Annotated in this window: 17 protein-coding genes and 2 tRNA genes; 5 read left to right on the forward strand and 14 right to left on the reverse strand. The window is 66.1% G+C overall.

Annotated features, from left to right (window positions below):
- Nucleotides 1–24: 24 nt before the first annotated feature.
- From queC to def, 10 genes are all read right to left on the reverse strand, one after another.
- The gene (queC, locus tag U5760_RS07155; protein WP_322010651.1) at nt 25–759 is read right to left on the reverse strand and encodes a 7-cyano-7-deazaguanine synthase QueC; all 735 of its coding nucleotides are present in this window, start codon (nt 757–759) and stop codon (nt 25–27) included.
- A gap of 258 nt (nt 760–1017) precedes the next feature.
- Nucleotides 1018–1093 (reverse strand) — tRNA-Phe (locus U5760_RS07160).
- A 99-nt stretch (nt 1094–1192) separates the two neighbouring features.
- Nucleotides 1193–1879, reverse strand: coding sequence for a response regulator transcription factor EsaR (esaR, locus tag U5760_RS07165; protein WP_322010652.1), 687 nt, complete (start codon nt 1877–1879; stop codon nt 1193–1195).
- A complete protein-coding gene (locus tag U5760_RS07170; protein ID WP_322010653.1) occupies nt 1880–4303 on the reverse strand; it encodes a PAS domain-containing sensor histidine kinase in 2424 nt (807 codons plus the stop codon).
- Nucleotides 4293–4883: a DUF4390 domain-containing protein gene (locus tag U5760_RS07175; protein WP_322010654.1), complete on the reverse strand. Its 591-nt coding sequence runs from the start codon at nt 4881–4883 to the stop codon at nt 4293–4295. The genes U5760_RS07170 and U5760_RS07175 overlap by 11 nt, the downstream gene beginning before the upstream one ends.
- Nucleotides 4880–6415: a 16S rRNA (cytosine(967)-C(5))-methyltransferase RsmB gene (gene rsmB, locus U5760_RS07180; protein ID WP_322010655.1), complete on the reverse strand. Its 1536-nt coding sequence runs from the start codon at nt 6413–6415 to the stop codon at nt 4880–4882. The genes U5760_RS07175 and rsmB overlap by 4 nt, the downstream gene beginning before the upstream one ends.
- 270 nt (nt 6416–6685) lie before the next feature.
- Nucleotides 6686–7543, reverse strand: a complete 858-nt coding sequence (gene htpX, locus U5760_RS07185) for a zinc metalloprotease HtpX (RefSeq protein WP_322010656.1) — start codon at nt 7541–7543, stop codon at nt 6686–6688.
- A gap of 125 nt (nt 7544–7668) precedes the next feature.
- Entirely contained in the window at nt 7669–8316 is a 648-nt protein-coding gene (locus U5760_RS07190; RefSeq protein ID WP_322010657.1) for a LysE family translocator, read from the reverse strand.
- 102 nt (nt 8317–8418) lie between these two features.
- A complete protein-coding gene (gene fmt / locus U5760_RS07195; protein ID WP_322010658.1) occupies nt 8419–9417 on the reverse strand; it encodes a methionyl-tRNA formyltransferase in 999 nt (332 codons plus the stop codon).
- Nucleotides 9418–9478: 61 nt separating this feature from the next.
- The gene (def, locus tag U5760_RS07200; RefSeq protein ID WP_322010659.1) at nt 9479–9982 is read right to left on the reverse strand and encodes a peptide deformylase; all 504 of its coding nucleotides are present in this window, start codon (nt 9980–9982) and stop codon (nt 9479–9481) included.
- 252 nt (nt 9983–10234) lie between these two features.
- On the opposite strand from def, the gene dprA reads away from it, so the two are divergent.
- The 3 genes from dprA to U5760_RS07215 all read left to right on the forward strand — a co-directional run bounded on the left by dprA (nt 10235) and on the right by U5760_RS07215 (nt 14867).
- Nucleotides 10235–11455: a DNA-processing protein DprA gene (gene dprA / locus U5760_RS07205; protein WP_322010660.1), complete on the forward strand. Its 1221-nt coding sequence runs from the start codon at nt 10235–10237 to the stop codon at nt 11453–11455.
- Between the two features lie 65 nt (nt 11456–11520).
- Nucleotides 11521–11898, forward strand: a complete 378-nt coding sequence (locus tag U5760_RS07210) for a thioredoxin family protein (RefSeq protein ID WP_322010661.1) — start codon at nt 11521–11523, stop codon at nt 11896–11898.
- 311 nt (nt 11899–12209) lie between these two features.
- Complete coding sequence (locus U5760_RS07215) at nt 12210–14867, forward strand: DNA topoisomerase III (protein WP_322010662.1); 2658 nt, start codon at nt 12210–12212, stop codon at nt 14865–14867.
- A 105-nt stretch (nt 14868–14972) separates the two neighbouring features.
- On the opposite strand, the gene U5760_RS07220 is transcribed toward U5760_RS07215, so the two are convergent.
- Together U5760_RS07220 and U5760_RS07225 are read right to left on the reverse strand one after the other, a co-directional pair.
- On the reverse strand, nt 14973–16049 hold the full coding sequence (locus U5760_RS07220) for a LysR family transcriptional regulator (RefSeq protein ID WP_322010663.1): 1077 nt from the start codon (nt 16047–16049) through the stop codon (nt 14973–14975).
- Between the two features lie 299 nt (nt 16050–16348).
- The gene (locus tag U5760_RS07225; RefSeq protein WP_322010664.1) at nt 16349–18205 is read right to left on the reverse strand and encodes a phosphoenolpyruvate carboxykinase (GTP); all 1857 of its coding nucleotides are present in this window, start codon (nt 18203–18205) and stop codon (nt 16349–16351) included.
- Between the two features lie 428 nt (nt 18206–18633).
- Between U5760_RS07225 and U5760_RS07230 the strand changes: the two genes are divergently transcribed.
- Entirely contained in the window at nt 18634–19647 is a 1014-nt protein-coding gene (locus U5760_RS07230) for a D-2-hydroxyacid dehydrogenase family protein (RefSeq protein WP_322010665.1), read from the forward strand.
- Between the two features lie 57 nt (nt 19648–19704).
- Here the strand turns inward: U5760_RS07230 and U5760_RS07235 are convergent, their stop codons facing one another.
- A complete protein-coding gene (locus tag U5760_RS07235; RefSeq protein ID WP_322010666.1) occupies nt 19705–20583 on the reverse strand; it encodes a patatin-like phospholipase family protein in 879 nt (292 codons plus the stop codon).
- 27 nt (nt 20584–20610) lie between these two features.
- Complete coding sequence (locus U5760_RS07240) at nt 20611–21027, reverse strand: PaaI family thioesterase (protein ID WP_322010667.1); 417 nt, start codon at nt 21025–21027, stop codon at nt 20611–20613.
- A 255-nt stretch (nt 21028–21282) separates the two neighbouring features.
- On the opposite strand from U5760_RS07240, the gene U5760_RS07245 reads away from it, so the two are divergent.
- Nucleotides 21283–21358 (forward strand) — tRNA-Lys (locus U5760_RS07245).
- Nucleotides 21359–21451 lie beyond the last annotated feature (93 nt).

Below are 21451 nucleotides of genomic sequence, written 5' to 3' on the forward strand. Positions count from 1 at the left end.
GTCAAACCGGCACCCGGACTGCGCTCAAACCGGCGCTTCGGTGACCTTCTCGCCCGCGAGGAAAGCTTCGTAGCCGCGCTTGCGCAACTTGCAGGCCGGGCACTCGCCGCAGCCAAAACCCCACTCGTGCAACTCGGCGCGCTCGCCGACATAACACGTATGCGTCTCGACCCGCACCAGCTCGACCAGTTCATCGCCGCCCAGTTGCTGCGCGAGACGCCAGGTGTCGGCCTTGTCGAGCCACATGAGCGGCGTTTCCAGCAGGAAGCGGCTGTCCATGCCGAGGTTCAGCGCCACCTGCAGCGCCTTCATGGTGTCGTCGCGGCAGTCGGGGTAGCCCGAGAAATCGGTTTCGCACATGCCGCCCACGAGCACTCGCAGGCCGCGCCGATAGGCGATCGCCGCGGCGATCTGCATGAACATCAGATTGCGCCCGGGCACGAACGTATTCGGCAGGCCGCTCGCCGCGGTCTCGATCTCGATTTCGCGCGTCATGGCCGTATCGCTGATCGTGCCGAGCACCGAGAGATCGATCATGTGATCGTCGCCGAGGCGCTGGCCCCACTCGGGGAACGCCTGCGCGATGGCGGCGCGAAAGCCCTCACGGCACTCCAGTTCGACGCGATGGCGCTGGCCGTAATCGAAGCCGAGCGTCTCGACGGTGTCGTAGCGGTCGAGCGCCCATGCGAGACAGGTGGCCGAGTCCTGGCCGCCGGAAAACAGCACGAGTGCGCCGTTTTTAGCGTCTGTTCGTGTCACCGTGAAACTCCGTGTGTGAGGTTCCCGTGCGGCTTCGCGAAGGCCGCCCGCCGCTTGGGGGCAGGCGCTTTCGGCTGCGCGGGACCGGCGCCGTGCCGGCCCATGCAGTATAGGCCGCCGGCCTCGCGGACAAGATCGGCGCACGCTTATACCGCTGATCGTCCAACAGATGCCGCCGCCCGCAGAACCCGCCTGCAGAACCACGCACAGACAACGACAAAGCCCCAGGAATCTGGCGATCTCCTGGGGCTCAAATTCTGGTGGCCTGGGACGGAATCGAACCATCGACACGCGGATTTTCAATCCGCTGCTCTACCAACTGAGCTACCGGGCCAACGAAGAAGGGAAAGTATAGCGGGTCCTGACAGCTTTCGCAAGCCCCTTTAAGAGACGACGGGGATTGCGGCGAGCAAAGCGCGGTCGAAGCCGCGCCTCACTCGCCCTTGTTCTTGCCGAGGTCCACGCCCAGCTGCTTGAGCTTGCGATACAGGTGCGTGCGTTCGAGCCCGGTTTTCTCGGCCACGCGCGTCATGCTGCCGTTCTCGCGCGCGAGGTGGTACTCGAAATACGCGCGCTCGAAGGCGTCGCGCGCGTCGCGCAGCGGGATGTCGAAGGAAATCGAGGCCGTTTGCGCGGGGGGCGCGGCGAGCGTCGCACCGTCGCCCGCGATCACCGGCAGCGCCGCCGCGGAGGCGACCACGGCCGGCCCGCCCGCCGCGGGCTTGCCGCCCGCCTGGGGCGCCACGTTCGCCGCGGTGCCGCGCGCGAGACCCTGCTCCACGGCCTTCAGCAGCTTTTGCAGCGCGATCGGCTTTTCGAGGAAGTTCAGCGCGCCGATCTTGGTCGCCTCGACGGCGGTGTCGATCGTCGCGTGTCCCGACATCATGATGACCGGCATCGTGAGCTGGCCCTGCGCCGCCCATTCCTTGAGCAGCGTGACGCCGTCGGTATCCGGCATCCAGATATCGAGCAGCACCAGGTCCGGCACCTGACGCAAACGGAATTCGCGCGCCTGCTGCGCGTCCTCCGCGAGCTCCACGACGTGTCCTTCGTCGCTCAGGATCTCCGAGAGCAATTCCCGGATGCCCATTTCATCGTCTACCACCAGGATGGTTGCCATTTACGCTGCCCTTGTCTGCACTGTTGCTTTTGTTCCCGGCTCCATGCCCGCACGCGCGCCGCGCTCGCCCGTGGCAGGCGTTGCCGCGTCCGGAGTGGGGTCACCCGCCAGCTGGAGAAAGAGAATCGAGATCTGCGCGCCTTCGATCACGTCGCCCGCCTTCATGCGGTTGCGGATGTCGATGCGCGCGCCGTGCTCGTCGACGATCTTCTTGACCATCGCAAGCCCGAGTCCTGTTCCTTTGGCTTTGGTCGTCACGTAGGGTTCGAAGGCCCGTGTGAGGATGCGCGCCGGGAAACCCGGCCCGTTGTCCGACACCGTGAGGCGCACCGCCACGCGCGTATGCCCGTCCGCGTCCGGGTCTCCGTATTCTACGGCGCGCGTTTCGAGCACGACACGTGGGCCCGGCGTGTCCGCCACCGCGTCCTGCGCATTCTGTAGCAGGTTGTGGATCACCTGGCGCAGCTGCGTCGCGTCGCCGCGGATCACCGGCAGCGCCGAAAGCTCCACCTTGATCGCGCTCTTGCCTTCTTCCGCCCCGTAGAGCGTGAGCACCTCGCTCACGAGATCGTTGAGCTGCAGGTTCGCGAGCACCGCGGGCGGCGTGCGCGCGTAGTCGCGGAAGTTGTCCACCATCTGCTTCATCGCCGCGACCTGGTTGACGATGGTCGTCGCGCCGCGCTTGAGCACTTCGGCGTCGGCGGGCGCGAGCTTGTCCGAGAGCTTCATCTGCAGGCGTTCTGCCGAAAGCTGGATCGGCGTGAGCGGGTTCTTGATCTCGTGCGCAAGACGCCGCGCCACTTCGCCCCAGGCCACCGAACGCTGCGCCGAGATCACGTCCGAAATGTCATCGAACACCACGACGTAGCCCGAAGTCTGCATGTCGCCCGCGTCGCGGCCCGTGTCGGAGACGAGGCGCGCGCCGCGCACGAGCAGCGTGAGCGGATCCGTCTCGCCGGGAATCGGCACCGAGAACTGCTGCTGCCAGTGGCGGTGCTGCTTGTCGCCGTCGCTCATCGCCGCTTCCTGGTCCGCGAAGGCCTTGCGCACCATCGCGCCGAACTCCGCCAGCACGCCGATGTGGTCGAGCGGCACGCCCAGCTGCGACTCGAACGGCTGCCGGAAGATGCGCTCCGCGCCGGGGTTCGCCGTGGTCAGGCGGAACTGGCGGTCGAACACGAACACGCCCGCCGTGAGGTTCGTGAGAATGCTTTCGAGATAGGCCTTCGAATGCTCGAGCGCGATGCGGTTCTTCTCGACGGCGAGCCGCGCTTCGGAAAGCTGGCGCGTCATCGCGTTGAACGACTGCGTGAGAAAGCCCAGTTCGTCGCGCGACTTGATTTCGCGCTTCGGCGTGTAGTCGCCTTCGGTCACTTCCTTCGTGCCCTGCGCGAGCAGGAAGAGCGGCCGCGCGAGCTGGTTGCCGAGCGCGAGCGCCAGCATCATCGCCACGAAGGTCGCGAGGAAGAGCGCGAGCGTGAGCGTGCCGATGTACATCTTGCGCAGGCCCGTGCGGCCCAGCGCCTTCTCCTGATACTCGCGATACGCACGCTGCACGGCATCCGCATTGCGCGCGAGCCCCGCGGGCACCGGCTGCTCCAGTTGCAGGAAGCGCTCGGTGGGCTGCAGATCGGTGGTGTTCCCATCGGGGATGCGCGTCACGACACGCAGCCGCAACGCGCCCTTCGGCCCATGCTCTTTCGGATCGCCGTCCACTTCGCCTTCGATCGCTGCATAACCGCGGCCGCGCGCCTGGTCGATCATGAGCGGCGTGGGCACGTCGGCGGGCATGAGCGACGAGAAGTTGCTCGAGGCCTGCGCGACCACGTGCATGTCGGGCGCCGCGCCCGACATGCTGCCCACCGGCGCGACGATCATGGCGTCCTGCACGCCGAACTGGTCGCGCGTGCGCAGGAGCGTGAGGGTCGTGCCCGCGGCGTCGCCGCTCGCGATCTGCTCGGCCATCAGACGCGCCTTCGTTTGCAGGTCCGAGAGCGAGGCGTCGAGCATGCCGCGCCCGAGATTGAGGCCGGAAGTCAGCGCGGTTTCGACGTTCACGTCGAACCACGATTCGATCGAACGCGAGACGAACTGGTACGAAACGATATAGATGATGCCGCCCGGCACCACCCCCACGAGCGCAAAGAAGAACGCGAGTTTGGCGAGCAGCCTCGTGCCGAACTTGCCGCGCCTCAGGCGCACGGCGATCACGATCACGAGCGCGGTGACCACCGAGAGGAAGATCAGCGCGACGACGATGTTGGCCGCGTAGAGCCAGCCGTAATAGCGGTCGAAGAACTCGGTGTTCGCGCTCGCGGCGGCAAGCAGCACGAGCAGGAGCGTCGCGGTGAACGCGACGGTGGACACGAGCAGCCTGACCACGATGCTGCTGACACTGGTGGCGCGGCGCACTTTATTTAGCACGTTCGGTCACCGTGAAGTTAAAGCGCTTCCAGTCGGAAGCGAGGTTCCAGTCGCGGTTGTTGACCGCGTCGATCTGGAACGGCTTGGGCATGAGCGCGACATCCAGTTGCATGCGCACCGAAGCGGTATAGGTCTCGCCGGGATGCACGTCGCCGCGGTCGATCACGTGCCACGACGTGACGTGCTTGATGACGGCGAGCGCCTCCGAAAGCGTCGAGAAGCCGAGCTGCAGGCCGCCCGTCGACACGCGATATTCGCGCGTGAGCGGCTGAAACGAGAGGCGGATGCTCTGCGAGACGCTCACCGGCTGCTCGTCGAACCAGTACCAGCGCGCTCGCGTGAGTTCGAAGTCGGTGGTGAAGTAGAGCGGGATACCCTTGTTGACCGCGTCTTCCAGGCTGCTGTTCAGGTCGAAGTCGAAACGGGCGTCGAGGCTCCAGCCCGTGCCGTCGGCTTGCAGCGACGCACGCTGAACCGCGATCGAATCGGCGCGCGCCGGCGTCGCGGCGATGAAGCCGGCGGCGAGCACGATCCAGATCAGCGCCGCGAGCCGCAGCGGGAAGAAGCGTTTAATGATCACCGTTTCTGAAAGCGCGCGTAGAAGAATCCGTCGTGATCGGCGGTGCGGCCTGGCACGGCGCGGGCATCCGCATCGTTGCCGGCCGCAGGAGGCCGCGCCTCGCCGGCTGCGCCGCTGTCTGCCCCCCCGGCCGGCGCGCCGATTGCCGCAGGCAGCAGTTGCCCCGGCGCGTCCAATCGTACCGCATCCGCGTGGGTGCTTTCAAACCACAGCGCCTGCGCCTCGCCTTCCTCGGGGAAGATCGAGCAGGTCACGTACACAAGCTCGCCGCCCGGCTTGAGCAGCGGCCACAGCGCGTCGACGATACGGCGCTGCTCTTCGGCGAGCGCCGCGATATCGGTCGGACGGCGCAGCCAGCGGATGTCGGGATGGCGGCGCACGATGCCCGAGGCCGAGCACGGCACGTCGGCCAGGATGCGGTCGAACGGCTGGCCGTCGTACCAGGCGGCGGGATCGCCCGCATCGCCCACGACGACCTGCGCGCGCCGTTGGGGATGCGCGGGATCGTCGGCGGCAAAACCGAGGCGCGCGAAGTTTTCGCCGATGCGCGGCGCGCGCGTCGCGTCGCTTTCGAGCGCGATCAGGTCGACGTCGGCCAGTTCGAGCAGGTGGCCGCTCTTGCCGCCGGGCGCAGCGCAGGCGTCGAGCACGCGCAGGCCGTCGCGCACGTTCAGCAACGGCGCCGCGACCTGCGCGCCGGCGTCCTGCACCGAGACATCGCCGTCCATGAAGCCCGGAATGCGATCGACGGGCAGCGGCGCCGCGAGGCGCACCGCATGTTCGCCGATCTGTGCGGCATCGATATTCGCAGCCTGCAGACGCTGCACGTAGTCGGCCGCGGTCGTGCGGCGCGCGTTCACGCGCAGTGTGAGCGGTCCCTGGGTGTTGCCGGCCGCGAGGATCGACGGCCAGGCGCCGGGCGCGGCTGCACGGACGGCGTCGATCCACCAGCGCGGATAGTTCCAGCGCGCCACCTCGTCGCTTTGCGCGGCGGCGAGCGTCGCCTCGCGCTCGCGCAGGAAACCGCGCAGCACGGCGTTCACGAGGCCCTTCGCGAAGGCCGCCTCGCGACGCGCGCCCACCGCGCTCACGGCCTGATCGACGACGGTAAACGGCGTATAGGCCGCGCTCGCCTCGTCGTCCACGAGCAGCGCGAACGCGCACGCCAGCAGGTTGGCCACCGGCGCAGGCGGCGCCTTGCTCACGCGCTGCCGGATCAGCCAGTCCACGAGGCCGAGACGCCGCATGGTGCGATAGGCGATGTCCTGTACGGCGCCGCGCGCAAGCGGTGCCAGGTCGGCAGGCAAGGCGGCGAACGCGCTGGTCAGTGCAGCGGGCAGCGCCGCGCCGGCGCGCACCGCGCCAACCGCCTGCGCGGCCAGGTCGAGCGCGAAGCCGAGTGAATCGGGTGCCAGATGCGCGGCCGTGTACGCGGCGGCGCCGGGACCCGATTGCTGCGCGTTCCTGCGCGGGTGGCCCGTGCGGGTGCCGCGGGACGGGGCGGCAGGCCGCCGGGAAGAGCTGGAAGTCATGAAAAAACCGGAAGCGCGCCGCACAGAGCCGCACGGCGCAAACGATGCATTGTAGCGTGGCGTAGGCGCAACGCCCGGAACCCGCTGTGTGGGCCTTGATGTCGCGCGGTGCGGAGCCGTTGGCGCTTACCCGGCAACCGGTTGACGCTCGGTTCGCACTCAGCTGACACTCAGTTGGTGCTCCGTGGATTCAGTGGCGCTCAAATGAAAAGAGCAGGCCCACGGGCCTGCTCTTTCGATGACGAGCGATGGGATCGCGAAGCGAAGCGCCTAGTCGAAGCGACCCGTACGCGCCATTTCCATGAGGCGCGCGATGCGCTCTTCCGTGGCCGGGTGCGTCGAGAACAGATTCTGGATGCCACCGCCGGAGAGCGGATTCATGATCATCATCTGCGCCGTGGCCGGGTGCTCTTCGGCCGCCGGGAACGGAATGCCCTGTGCGTAGCGGTGGATCTTGTCGAGCGCGGAAGCGAGCGCCTGCGGATCGCCCGAGATCTGTGCGCCGCCGCGGTCCGCTTCGAATTCGCGCGCCCGCGAAATGGCCATTTGAATCAGCGCACCGGCAATCGGCGCGAGCAGCGCGACGGCGATGCCCGCGATCGGGTTGGCCGGGCGACCGTTCTCGTCGCGGCCGCCGAAGATCATCGCGAAGTTCGCGAGCGCTGAAATCGCGCCGGCCATGGTGGCGGAGATCGTCGAAATCAGAATGTCGCGATGCTTCACGTGCGCGAGTTCGTGCGCCATCACCCCGCGCATCTCGCGCTCGGAAAGCACGCGCAGGATGCCGGTGGTGGCAGCGACGGCCGCATGTTCGGGATTGCGGCCCGTGGCAAAGGCGTTGGGCGCGTCCTCGTTGATGAGGTACACGCGTGGCATGGGCAGGTTTGCGCGCGTGGCCAGCTCGCGGACCATGCGGTAGAACTGCGGCGCTGTGGTTTCGTCCACTTCCTGCGCGTTGTACATGCGCAGGACCATCTTGTCCGAGAACCAGTACGAGAAGAAGTTCATGCCGAGCGCGATCACGAGCGCGAACATCATGCCGCGCTGCCCGCCGATCATGCCGCCGATCACGATAAAGAGGGCCGTAATCGCGGCCATCAACATCGCGGTTTTGACCCAGTTGAACATGTGATGTGCTCCTTCACCCAGATAGGATTCAAATCGTCGGTCTCGCGCCGGACCTCAGATCAAAGGCGGCGGCGATCGCATTGTAAGCGATTTGTTAGATGTGGGCGGACACGAAAAATTCAATCTCAGCGGGTAGCCGTGGCGAGCTTCACGCCAAGGCCGACGAAGGCCGTGCCGACGGTGCGGTCCAGCCACTTCTTGACGCCCGGCTTGCCCGAAAAGCGCCGCGTGACGCTGCCCGCAACCCATGCGACGAAGCTGTTCCAGACCGTGCTCATCAGCAGGAACACTACGCCGAGCGCAAGGAACGCGAGCGCCTTGTGCCCGCTTTCCGCGCTCACGAACTGCGGGAAGAACGAGACGAAGAACAGCACGACCTTGGGATTGAGCACGTTGGTCCAGAAGCCTTGCAGGAAGAGCTGGCGCAACGGGCGCGGCGCAGCGGTGCGCGCGGTTGCCGTTTCGGGCGCCTGCGCCGGGGCTTCGGCCTTCGAGAAGATCAGGCGCGTACCCAGATAAACCAGATAGATCGCGCCGACGAACTTGACAACGGTAAACGCCGTGGCAGATGCCGCCAGCAGGGCGGTCAGGCCGAATGCGCAGGCGAGCGCATGGACGCAGCACCCGGCCGAGATGCCGAGCGCCGAAACAAGACCCGCGCTGCGCCCCTGCGCAACGCTGCGGCCGACGATATAGGCGGTATCCGGCCCCGGCGTCACGTTGAGCAGAAAAACCGCGACGCAGAAAAAGCCGAAATGGGTGATGCCAAGCATGACGTCCTCAGGAAATACGAATCAGGCGAGTCGATTCTAACGCGCCTCGCACGGTGCGAGACACTGGCCGAACGGACGACTGGCACACGATGGCGCTGCCGCTCAGACTGCGGGTGTATCGGCAAGCTCGAAGCGCTGGCCGGCCACGAGCGGCAAACCCGCCAGGAATTCGCGCGCGGGCAGGCGCTTGCCGCCCGGCTTCTGCAATTGCGTCACGCGCAGCGCGCCCTCGCCGCAGGCAACGACCACGCCGGCAGGCGTGGCCTCCAGAATCTGGCCCGGTGCGGCGTCGGCGGGAACCTTGGCGCCGTCGGCCGGCTCGGCCGCCCACAGCTTGAGCTGCGCGCCGTCCAGTGTCGCGGCGCCGCCGGGAAACGGGTCGAAGGCGCGAATCTGGCGAGCCAGCACGTCCGCGGGCCGGCGCCAGTCGAGCAGCGCCTCCTGCTTGCCGATCTTTTCGGCGTAGGTCGCGCCTTCGGCCGGTTGCGGCGTGGCCGGCAGCGCGTGGTCGCGCTCCAGCTTCACGAGCGCCTCGACGATCAGTTGCGCGCCCAGTTGCGCGAGCCGGTCGTGCAGGGTGGCCGTGGTATCGCCGGCAGCGATCGGCGTGCGGGCTTCCGAGATCATCGCGCCGGTATCGAGGCCTGCGTCCATTTGCATGAGCGTGATGCCGGTCTCGGCGTCACCCGCTTCGATCGCGCGATGGATCGGCGCGGCGCCGCGCCAGCGCGGCAGGAGCGAAGCATGGATGTTGATGCAGCCGTGCGGAGGAATATCGAGCACTTCCTGCGGCAGGATCAGGCCGTAGGCCGCCACGACCATCACATCGTGCGGCGTCGCGCGCATGAGTTCGAGCGCGGCGGCCGCTTCCTCGGGATACTTGCCCGCGCGGCGCAGCGAGGTGGGCTGCGCGACCGCAAGACCATGCTCCTGCGCGTAGCGCTTGACCGGGCTGGCCTGCAGCTTCATTCCGCGTCCCGCCGGACGGTCGGGCTGGGTCAGCACGAGCGGCACGGCAAAGCCCGCCTCGTGGATCGCGGCGAGCGCCGCGGCTGCGAACTCCGGCGTGCCGGCAAAGATGACGCGAAGGGAATGGCTCATGGCGCTCGGAGGAAGTCGATGAAGGAAACGGCGCAGCGGTGCAGATGCGGGCGCGAACGCCTCACATCGCGCGTTCGGCCTTCTTCATCTTGCTCTTGATGCGCGTTTGCTTGAGCGACGAGAGGTATTCGACGAACACGCGGCCCATCAGGTGATCCATCTCGTGCTGGATGCACACGGCGAGCAAGCCCTCGCAATCCACTTCGTAGGTTTCGCCGTTTTCGTTCTGCGCGCGCACGCGCACTTTTTCCGCGCGCTCCACGTTGTCGTAGATGCCCGGCACCGAGAGACAGCCCTCTTCGTTGATCTTGCGCTCGTCGCTCGACCAGACGATTTCCGGGTTGATGAACACGCGCAGTTCGTCGTGCGCGTCGGAAACGTCGATCACCACGACGCGCTCGTGCACGTCCACCTGGGTGGCGGCAAGCCCGACACCGGGAGCGGCATACATGGTTTCGGCCATGTTGGCCACGAGCTTGCGGATGCGGTCGTCGAAGACCTCGACCGGCTTGGCGACCTTGTGCAGGCGCTTGTCCGGGTAATGAAGAATGTTCAGTAGAGCCATGATTTGACGGAGTTTCTCGGGGCGCCGGGAACGTCCGGCATCGCGCAGACTGGCCGTTCGGCCAGCTTGTCGGCCCGCTACGGGACGGAGAGGATATACGGACTAAACGGCCGGATTCAACGCGCCGCCGCCCGCCCCGCAGGCCAATCGCTTACGTCTGCGCGACGCCTCGCGGGAAGCGCCGCTGTGTATTTCGGATGGTGAAAATTTTATCACGACGGGTTGCAACGCGCCCGGCGTGGGAGTGCCTCCATGCCTGCCACCTTGCCGCTCGACGCGGACGAACGGGCCGCCTGGCTTCGGCTTGCCACGGCGCGCGGCCTGAAACCGGTGGCGCTGCGTGCGCTGCTCGGCGCCTTTGGACTGCCGCAGAACGTGCTCGCGCAGGCGTTCGCCGCGATTGCCACGGTGGCCGGCGCCGAAGCCGCGCGCGCCGCCCTCGCCCCGCCAGCGCCGGATTTCGCGGCACAGCGCGAAGCGCTCGAGGCATGGTGCGCGGCACGCGGCAACACGCTCGTCACCCTCGCCGATCCTGCCTACCCGGCGCGGCTTCTCACCATGCCCGACCCGCCGCCGCTCCTTTATGTGCAGGGGCGCCTCGCGCTGCTGCACGCGCGCAGCATCGCCGTGGTGGGCAGCCGCAGCGCCACGCCGCAGGCGCTCGAAGACGCCGGCCGGTTCGCGCAGGCCTTCGCCGCGTCGGGCATCGCGGTCGTATCGGGGCTCGCGCTCGGCGTGGATGGCGCCGCCCATCGGGGCGCGCTGGGCGAAACGGGCGGCACCGTCGCGGTCATCGGCACCGGTGCCGATCGCGTGTATCCGCCCGCGCATCACGCGCTCGCCGCGCAGATCGCCGAATACGGCGCCATCGCCTCCGAGTGGCCGCTCGGCACGCCCGCGCGCTCCGCTAACTTCCCGCAGCGAAACCGCGTGATCGCTGCGCTCGTGGAAGGCGTGGTGGTCGTCGAAGCCGCCATGCGCTCGGGCTCGCTCATCACCGCGCGGCTGGCGAACGAAATGGGGCGCGACGTCTTCGCGCTGCCGGGGTCGATTCACGCGCCGCTCACGCGCGGCTGCCACGCGTTGATCAAGCAAGGGGCGCAGCTCGTCGAGACGCCGGAGGAAGTGCTGGCGTCGCTCGGTGTCATACAACCGCAGCCGCGTGCGGGCGCTGCCCCGGAACGCACGAGAAACCCGGCCGCCGCAACTGCCGCGGCGAGCGCCATGCCGCCCACCGCAGCCCTCAAGCTCCCGCCTGCGCCCGAGAGCCAGCCCGCCTCGCACCCTGCTTCTGGCGTCGAGGCCCAGCGCCTCCTCGACGCCCTGGGCCATGCACCGGCCACGCTTGAAATCCTCGCCGCACGCACCGACATGGCGGAATCGGCGCTTCAGGCGGCGCTGCTGCAACTGGAACTGGCCGGCAGCCTCCATGCACTGCCCGGCGGCTGGTTCGTGAGGGCGATACCTCGCTAGCGCCGCCGTGTTACATTCGCGCCAACTGCAACACCGCTATATAGAAGAGAAAGCAAGGAACGACCATGCCCGCGCTAGACCTCGACACCGATGCCGACCGGATCGCCGGGCGCGTCGCCGACCGCGACACGCTGTTCGTGGCATGCCTGTGCGCGCAATGGTGCGGCACCTGCCGCGACTACCGGACGACCTTCGACCGCATCGCGGAAGCGCACCCCGAGATCTGCTTCGCGTGGATCGACATCGAGACCCACGCCGACCGCTTCGACGATCTGGACGTGGAGAACTTCCCCACCATCCTGATCGAAGACGCCGGCGCCACCCGGTTCTTCGGCACCGTGCTGCCGCATGGCGCCGTGGTGGAACGCATGCTGGCCGATCTCACCGCGCTGCCGGGCGTGAAGGACGCGCCGAAGCTGCGCCCCGCGCTCGCCGAAGCTTAGGCCCTGCGCCGAAAGCCCGACGAAAGCACGCGCAACGCCGTGTAAACAAAACGCGACGAATCATCTGCCCCTGGCCAGGGCCACGCTTGCCGGCCGGTTCGCCGCACCTTTATGATTGGGCGCCCAGGCTGAGGCAGCAAAGCGCCGAAGCAGCAAAATCGGCAGCAACGGCAGCAGCAACCAGGGCAGCGGCGGCCCCGGCAATAAATAGAGACGAAAATCAGAGACGAAAATCGCCCCCGGCGCGCCATGTGCTATAAAGCCGTCGTTAACAAGCGCCGCTAAACCGGATTCACCCACCTATACAAGTCATGTCGAAAGCTCTGATCATCGCCGAGAAGCCGTCCGTCGCGAACGACATCGCGCGCGCTTTGGGCGGATTTACCAAGCATGACGAATATTTCGAGAGCGATGACTACGTTCTTTCGTCGGCGGTCGGCCATTTGCTGGAAATCGCCGCGCCGGAAGAGTACGAGGTCAAGCGGGGCAAATGGAGCTTCGCGCACCTGCCGGTCATTCCCCCCCATTTCGATCTGAACCCGATCGCCAAGAGCGAATCGCGGCTCAAGGTGCTCACGAAGCTGATGAAGCGCAAGGATGTCGACCGCCTCATCAACGCATGTGACGCGGGGCGCGAGGGCGAGCTGATCTTCCGCCTGATCGCGCAGCACGCGAAGGCCAAACAGCCGGTCCAGCGCCTGTGGCTCCAGTCGATGACGCCGGCCGCCATTCGCGACGGCTTCGCGCAACTGCGCAGCGACGACGACATGCAGCCGCTCGCCGACGCCGCGCGCTGCCGCTCCGAAGCCGACTGGCTCGTGGGCATCAACGGCACGCGCGCCATGACGGCGTTCAACAGCAAGGGCGGCGGCTTCTTCCTGACCACCGTCGGCCGGGTTCAGACGCCTACGCTCTCGATCGTCGTCGAACGTGAAGAGAAAATCCGCCGTTTCGTGCCGCGCGACTACTGGGAAGTGCGCGCCGAGTTCGTCTGCGCGGGCGGCTTCTACGAAGGCCGCTGGTTCGACCCCAAGTTCAAGCGCGACGAATTCGATCCGGAAAAGCGCGATTCGCGCCTCTGGAGCCTGCCGGCCGCCGAGACGATCGTCGCGGCCTGCCACGGCCGCGAGGGCATAGTCAGCGAGGAATCGAAGCCGTCCACGCAGCTCTCGCCCGCGCTCTTCGACCTGACGAGCCTGCAGCGCGAAGCCAACGGCCGCTTCGGCTTTTCGGCCAAGAACACGCTCGGCCTCGCCCAGGCGCTGTATGAGAAACACAAGGTGCTCACCTACCCGCGTACCGACGCGCGCGCGCTGCCCGAGGACTACCTCGACACCGTGAAAGACACGCTCGCGATGCTCAAGGAGAGCAACAACTACCTGCCGCATGCCAAACAGGTGCTCGACAAGGGCTGGGTGAAGCCGAACAAGCGCATCTTCGACAATTCGAAGATCAGCGACCACTTCGCCATCATCCCCACGCTGCAGGCGCCGAAGTCGCTCTCCGAGCCGGAGCAGAAGCTCTACGACCTCGTCGTGAAGCGTTTCCTCGCCGTGTTCTTCCCGGCGGCCGAGTATCGCGTCACCACGCGCATCACCGAGGTGTCCGGGCATCACTTCAAGACCGAAGGCAAGGTGCTGGTCGAGCCGGGCTGGCTCCAGGTGTACGGCCGCGACGCGGGCGGCGACGACGCCAACCTCGTGCCGGTGCAGAAGAACGAGAAGGTCAAGACCGACAAGATCGCCGCGCACCAGCTCGTCACCAAGCCGCCTGCACGCTACAACGAAGCGACGCTGCTCTCGGCCATGGAAGGCGCGGGCAAGCTCGTCGACGACGAAGAGCTGCGCGAGGCGATGGCCGCCAAGGGCCTCGGCACGCCGGCCACGCGGGCGGCGATCATCGAAGGGCTGCTCGGCGAAAAATATCTCGTGCGCGAAGGCCGCGACCTGATCCCGACCGCCAAGGCGTTCCAGCTCATGACGCTGCTGCGCGGCCTCGGCGTGGAGGAACTCACGGCGCCCGAACTCACCGGCGAGTGGGAGTACAAGCTTTCGCAGATGGAGCGCGGCAAACTTCCGCGCGACGCGTTCATGCAGGAAATCGCCCGCATGACGCAGACCATCGTGAAGCGCGCGAAGGAATACGACTCCGACACCATCCCCGGCGACTACGCGACGCTTCAGACGCCGTGTCCGAATTGCGGCGGCCAGGTGAAGGAGAACTACCGCCGCTTCGCGTGCACGAAGTGCGAGTTCTCGATTTCGAAGATCCCCGGCGGCCGTCAGTTCGAGATCCCCGAGGTCGAAGAGCTGTTGCAGAACAAGACCATCGGACCGCTCTCGGGCTTTCGCAGCAAGATGGGCCGTCCGTTCTCGGCCATCCTCAAGCTCTCGTTCGACGACGAAACGAAGAACTACAAGCTCGAGTTCGATTTCGGCCAGGACCAGGGCGGTGAAGACGGCGAGGCGCCGGACTTCTCGGAGCAGGAGCCGGTGGGCGCCTGCCCGAAGTGCCGCGGCCGCGTGTTCGAGCACGGCATGAGCTACGTCTGCGAGCATTCGGTGGCCAATCCGAAGACCTGCGACTTCCGTTCGGGCAAGGTGATTCTCCAGCAGGAAATCACGCGCGATCAGATGGCGAAGCTCCTCGCGGAAGGCCGCACGGACCTGCTGACCAACTTCAAGTCCTCGCGGACGGGCCGCAACTTCAAGGCATTCCTCGTCAAGCAGAGCGACGGCAAGATCGGCTTCGAGTTCGAGAAGAAGGAACCCAGTGCGAAAACGGCGGCGAAGGGCGCCGCTCGCAAGTCGGCCGCTTCGGCTGACGCGGCACCGGCCGCAGAAGCCGCGAACGACGCCGCCGAAGAAGGCGCCAGGCCGGCCGCTCGCAAGACCGCTGCGGCCAAGTCCACGACGGCGGCGCGCAAGACCGCCGCTCGCAAGACGCCGGCGCGCAAAACCGGTTCGTGAGCCACGGGCAGCGGTAAAGCAAGACCGCTTCCGCAGCTGCAAAACAAAAAGCGCGATCTCAAACGAGATCGCGCTTTTTTATTGCCTTTGTCAGCAATAGACGGCTTATAGCGGCGAGATCGCCGAAGTCCGGGTGCGAGGCGCCGAGGCACGCGCCGACTTCGGCGCACGTTCGCCATCCAGCAGATTCGCAAGCGGCTCGGCGCCGTCGAATACCTCCGGTGCGACCGTATGCGGCACGGCGCCCCGAACCGGCGCCGCCGCGGGACGGACGAGGCCATCGTGCAATTCGCCGGCCTGGCTGAAATGCTCCACCAGATGGTCGATGAACGTACGCACCTTGGCCGGCAGATGGCGGCGGCTCGGGTAGGCGATGTTGATCTCGATCTGCGGCAGACGGTAGTCGCCCAGCACGCGAACGAGGCGCCCGCGCGCCATGTCGCGGCCAATCAGATAGCTCGGCAGTATCGCGATACCCATGCCGAGCAGCGCGAACTGGCGCAGCATTTCCGTATTGTTCGCCACGATCACGTTGGTCGGACGCACGCGGACTTCACCGTCCGGCCCCGTGAACACGCGCTCGTCGCCCCAGAACTCCGAGGGCAGCGAAAGCGACGGATGCTCCATCAACTGCTCGGGCCGCGTGGGCGTGCCGTGCTTCTCCAGATAGGCCGGCGTCGCGCACACCATCATGCAGCCCGTAGTGAGGCGCCGCGTGACGATGCTCGCACTGCGCATCTGCCGCGCGGTGACCACGCCCAGATCGAAGCCCTCTTCCACCAGATCGACCTGGCGATCCACGAGCGTGACGTCGGGGACGACCTGCGGATAGCGCTCCGTATAACTCTGCAGAACGGGGGCCAGATTGTGAAGCCCAAATACGACAGGCGCGACGATGCGCAGCGTGCCAACGGGTTCGTGATTGCGGGCGACCACCATTTGTTCGACGTCTTCGAGCTCGTCGAGAATCTGGCGGGCGCGTTCCAGATAAACCTGACCGGATTCGGTCAGCGAAAGGCTGCGGGTCGTGCGGTTGAGCAGACGCGTGCCAAGCCGGCCTTCGAGGTCGGCGACGTGACGCGTCGCGACCGCGTTGGAGATATCCATCGCGGAGGCGGCCCGGGCGAAACTGCCGAGGTCGGCCACTTTGACGAATACCCGCATCGACTGCAAATGATCCATGAGACAACTCCTGCCTTGTGTTACAGCTCGCCGACATCAGCGAAGCGAACCGCGAATTCTCCTACGACATGGGAATTCCTGCAGAAGTTGCCCAAAAACCTTTAGTTTTCTCGATATTTTCTTCGACTTTGTTGGGGAACGAAGACGAAGGAGGCTTATTGTTTCTCGTCAAGAAACAATTTTCCGCAATGCAGCGACATAGCGCCGCAGCGGGTGAATAGAAAAGGCCGCCCGTGGGCGACCTTTTTTTGCCGGCGAATTGTCAGTGAGCGCTCACATTCTAGAAGAATCAGGCACCGTCACGCGTCGAGCCGTTGCTCCAGCGATTCGCGCGTCTGCTGCAGCTCCTGCGGAAGCCCCTGCGCAAGCGTCTCGAACAACTCGGCGTGCAGGGCCAGTTCGGCACGCCAGGCCTCGGCATCGACCGAAATCACCTGCTCGAACTGGGTCGGCGTGAAGTCCAGGCCGCGCCAGTCGAGATCGCCGTAGCGCGGCGATACGCCAAACGCGTGCGTCTCGCCCTGCGCCCCGCCCTCGATACGCCGCACCATCCACTCCAGCACGCGCATGTTCTCGCCGAAGCCCGGCCACACGAACTTGCCATCCGGCCCCTTGCGGAACCAGTTCACGCAGAAGATGCGCGGCAGCGTGGCGCCCAGCCGCCCGAGCTTCGCGCCCACGTTCAGCCAGTGGTCGAAGTACCCGGCCATGTTGTAGCCGCAGAACGGCAGCATGGCGAACGGATCGCGGCGCACCACGCCCTGCTGGCCCGCGGCGGCGGCCGTCGTCTCCGAACCCATGGTCGCGGCCATGTAGACGCCTTCGGTCCAGTTGCGCGCTTCGGTCACGAGCGGCACCGTGGTCGAGCGGCGGCCGCCGAACACGAATGCGTCGATCGCCACGCCCTTCGGGTCTTCCCACTGCGCGTCGATCGACGGGCATTGCGAAGCCGGCGCCGTGAAGCGCGCATTCGGATGCGCGGCCTTGCGGCCCGTTTCCTTCGCGATCCCGGGCGTCCAGTCGTTGCCCTGCCAGTCGGTCAGGTGCGCAGGCGGCGTGTCGGTCATGCCTTCCCACCAGACATCGCCGTCGTCGGTCAGCGCGACGTTCGTGAAGATCACGTTCGCCTTGAGCGTGGCCATGGCGTTGTAGTTGGTCTTCTCGCTCGTGCCCGGCGCCACGCCGAAGTAGCCCGCCTCGGGGTTGATCGCGTAGAGGCGGCCGTCGGCACCCGGCTTGATCCAGGCGATGTCGTCGCCGATCGTCGTGATTTCCCAGCCGTTCATGGCGGGCGGCGGAATCAGCATCGCGAAGTTGGTCTTGCCGCACGCCGAGGGGAACGCCGCCGCCACGTGGTACTTGCGGCCTTCGGGAGAGCGCACGCCGAGTATCAGCATGTGCTCGGCGAGCCACCCTTCGTCGCGGCCCATGGTCGAAGCGATGCGCAGCGCGAAGCACTTTTTGCCGAGCAGCGCGTTGCCGCCGTAGCCCGAGCCGTAGCTCCAGATCTCGCGCGTTTCGGGGAAGTGGACGATGTACTTGGTGTCGTTGCACGGCCAGGGCACGTCCTGCTGGCCCGCCGCCAGCGGCGCGCCCACCGTGTGCACGCACGGCACGAACGGGCCGTCCTCGCCGAGCACGTCGTACACGGCGCGGCCCATGCGCGTCATGATGCGCATGTTCACGGCCACATAAGGACTGTCGGACAGCTCCACGCCGATATGCGCGATGGGCGAGCCGAGCGGCCCCATCGAAAACGGCACCACGTACATCGTGCGGCCGCGCATCGAGCCCGCAAACAGGCCGTCCAGCGTGGCGCGCATGTCGGCCGGCGCGATCCAGTTGTTGGTCGGGCCGGCGTCTTCCTTGCGCTGCGAGCAGATGAAGGTGCGATCTTCCACGCGTGCGACGTCGGAGGGATCCGACCAGGCGAGGTAAGAATTCGGACGCTTCGCGGGATTGAGCCTGCGCAAGGTACCGGCATCGACCATCTGCTGGCACAGGCGGTCGTATTCTTCCTGCGAGCCGTCGCACCAGACGATGCGCTCGGGCTGCGTATGCGCGGCGACCTTCTGCACCCATTCCACCAGTTTTCGGTGGCGCACCCAGGCAGGCACCTGCGCTGCGGCCTGGATGTTGAAGTCGGGATGGTTCATCGAGCAGTCTCCAATCTTAGGGCTGTAAAAAGGATTCGGCCCTTTTCGACGCTGCTAGCGAGAGGCGCAACTCCTGCGAAAGCGACATTTGACGGCAATCAATATCCTGTCGATTCGCACAGTTGGGCAGGTCGTCAAGGGCTTTTCAGCCTGGGGTTCGAAACCGTCTGTAAAGCGGCTTGCATCGCAACCCAACAAGCTGTTAAAAATCTCAAATTATTCGCGGCAAGGCCCGTGCCGGAACCCTCGTGCACAAGCGCAACGGTGGTGCCCACAACGAGCGAAAAACGGCTCCGGGTCTTGAGCGAAGGCTTTCCCCGGAGGCTTCCCCTATTCATACCAGCCTTCCGCGCGCTGCATAGTGGGATAACCACCAGATGAACACCGAGCCGCACCGCCAACGGTGCGGCACACCAGAAACCCGTGCCATGAAAATTGCCATCCTTGACGATTACCAGGACGCCGTCCGCAAGCTCGACTGCTTTGAACTGCTCGCCGACCACGAGGTCAAGGTCTTCAACAACACCGTGCGTGGACTCGGGCAGCTCGCGAGCCGCCTCTCCGAAGTCGAAGCTCTGGTGCTGATTCGCGAACGCACGCGCATCACCTCGCAACTGCTCGACAAGCTCCCGCATCTGCGCATGATCAGCCAGACCGGCCGGGCCGGCTCGCACATCGATATCGCCGCGTGCAGCGAGCGCGGCATCGCGGTGCTCGAAGGCACGGGCTCGCCCATCGCCCCCGCCGAGCTCACGTGGGCGCTCATCATGGCCGCGCAGCGGCGCATCCCGCAGTACGTCGCCAACCTCAAGCAGGGCGCCTGGCAACAGTCGGGGCTGAAGACTTCGGCCATGCCGCCCAACTTCGGGCTCGGCCAGGTGTTGCGCGGCCAGACGCTCGGCATCTGGGGCTACGGCAAGATCGGCCGGCTGGTGGCGGGTTATGGCAAGGCGTTCGGCATGCGCGTGCTGGTGTGGGGCCGCGAGCACTCGCTTGAAGCCGCGCGCGCGGACGGCTACGAAGCAGCGGCAAGCCGCGAAGCGCTATTCGAAGAGAGCGACGTGCTCTCGCTGCATCTGCGTCTGCACGACGACACGCGCGGCATCGTGAAACAGGAAGATCTGCTGCGCATGAAGCCCACGGCGCTGCTCGTCAACACGAGCCGGGCGGAACTGCTGGAGGAAAACGCGCTGCTCGGCGCGCTTTCGCACAACCGGCCGGGCATGGTGGCGATCGACGTGTTCGAGAGCGAGCCGATCCTGCAGGGCTACAGCCTGCTGCGCATGGAGAACGTGATCTGCACGCCGCACATCGGTTATGTGGAGCGCGAAAGCTACGAGTTGTACTTCAGCGCGGCGTTCCGCAACATCATCGCGTTCGATTCGGGCGAAACGTCGAGCGTCGCGAATCCCGACGCGCTGCAAGGCGGTCGACGCAAGTAAGCGCAACGCCCAGGGCGGCTGGTCAGCCGCCCCGCGCTTATCGACGGAAATAGCCGCTCACACGTGCGCGGCAGCCTCGAGCACCGCGGGCAGGCGCTCGAGGAAACGCTCGCCGTCCACGCGGCCGAGGTTGTAGGCGTGCTGCATCTGATGCGGGCTCGTGTAGTCCCAGCTCGAAATCGGCACGCGAGCCGAAGGCTGCACGTAAAGCCGCTGCTGCTCCCCCTGCGGCCCGCGATGCGGCACGACGAACATCTGCGGACGCGGATAGAGCCGCGTCACCATCACGAGCACGCGACCCGGCGTTTCGTCGAGGGCATCCACCGGAACGTTGTCGACCATGCCGCCGTCGAGCACGGGACGCCCGTTGCGGCGCAAAACCGGCGTGAACGGCGGCGTGCACGACGACTGCAGGATCAGGTCGGCGAGTGCCTCGACGTTCTCGCAGTTTTGCGCAGTCACGAACTCCGGACGAAAGCCGAGCTTGCGACCTAGTGTGGGGTGCAGCGTCTTGCGAATGTGCTTTTCGATGTTGTACGCAATCAGGCCCGCGGCCACGGCGCTGCGCGCGCCGAGCCAGCGCGGCATATGCGACACGCCGATGCGGATCTCGGGCGCGTCCTTGAGCTTGCCGAACCGTTCGCCGTAAATGTCGAGCAGCGCCTGGCGATAGATGCGGTAGTGCGGAAACACCGACTCGCCGCGCAGCAGATTGCCCCAGTACGCGTTGCGCTTGTTGTGGCGCAGCGCCTCTTCGTAGTAGCGCATCACCCAGTCGGCGTCGCGCGTGTAGAGCATGCACGCGGTGGCGGCGCCCGCCGAAATGCCGGTGATGACGCGGGGGCGTATCTGCAATCCGGGCTGCACGATATCCCAGAAACCAGCCTGCCACCAGCAGCGGTTGCCGCCGCCGGCGAAAACGACCTGATCGAACATGCGTTGAGCTTCCTTCCAGCCAATGAGCTACGGGCGCGCCTCGTCGAGCAGCGCATAGGTGGATGTTGCATGAACGGCCATGCGGCCGTCTTCGTCGTAGAGTTCCACCTCGCCGAACACCAGGTTGCGACCCATGCGCAGCACCCGGGCGGTGACGCGCACGTCGCCCTTGCGCACGGCGCGCATGAAACTGGTGTTGAGGGCCACCGTGGTCATCGGCCGGAATTCGCCGAGCGCCACCGAAATGGCGACGATCATCGCCGTATCGGCCGCGGCCATGAACACCTGGCCGCTAATCGCGCCGCCCGCGTGGCGCAGTTCGCCGGAAAACGGCAGGCGCAGGGTGACGCTGTCTTCGCCGACTTCGACGGGCGTCAGCCCGAGCGCGCGCACCCACGGCGCAAGCACGCGCTCGAGCAGCGCGTGAATTGCCTTCTCGTCCATTGATTGCCTTTCAGAAAGCAGGCCGGGCGGCGGCTCCAAAAAGCAGAAAGGACGGCGCGCGGCTCAAGATCCAGATAGTGGCGACATCATACCGGGACAGCACGGTGCAGCGGGGAAACGGATACAGGGCGAAGCCTGGGGCGTCTGCGGCTATCCCGTCGGGGCGGGTCGGCGAGCTCCCGACCACTTTTCTCAGGAATTTTGCGAAAAGGTCTTGGCAAGATCAAAAATATCCTGCATAATTTCGCTTCTGTTGGGGCGTTAGCTCAGTTGGTAGAGCAGCGGACTCTTAATCCGTAGGTCGAGTGTTCGAGTCACTCACGCCCCACCACCAATACAGTAGAGCTTCTTGCCGCACCGAATCTCTACGAAATCAAGTAGTTACAGTCGATTCGTCGACTGCAGAGAAGCCGCCTAAGCACAT

Origin of the sequence: Paraburkholderia sp. J12 (assembly GCF_905220215.1) — a bacterium.
Classification (GTDB): Bacteria; Pseudomonadota; Gammaproteobacteria; order Burkholderiales; family Burkholderiaceae; genus Paraburkholderia.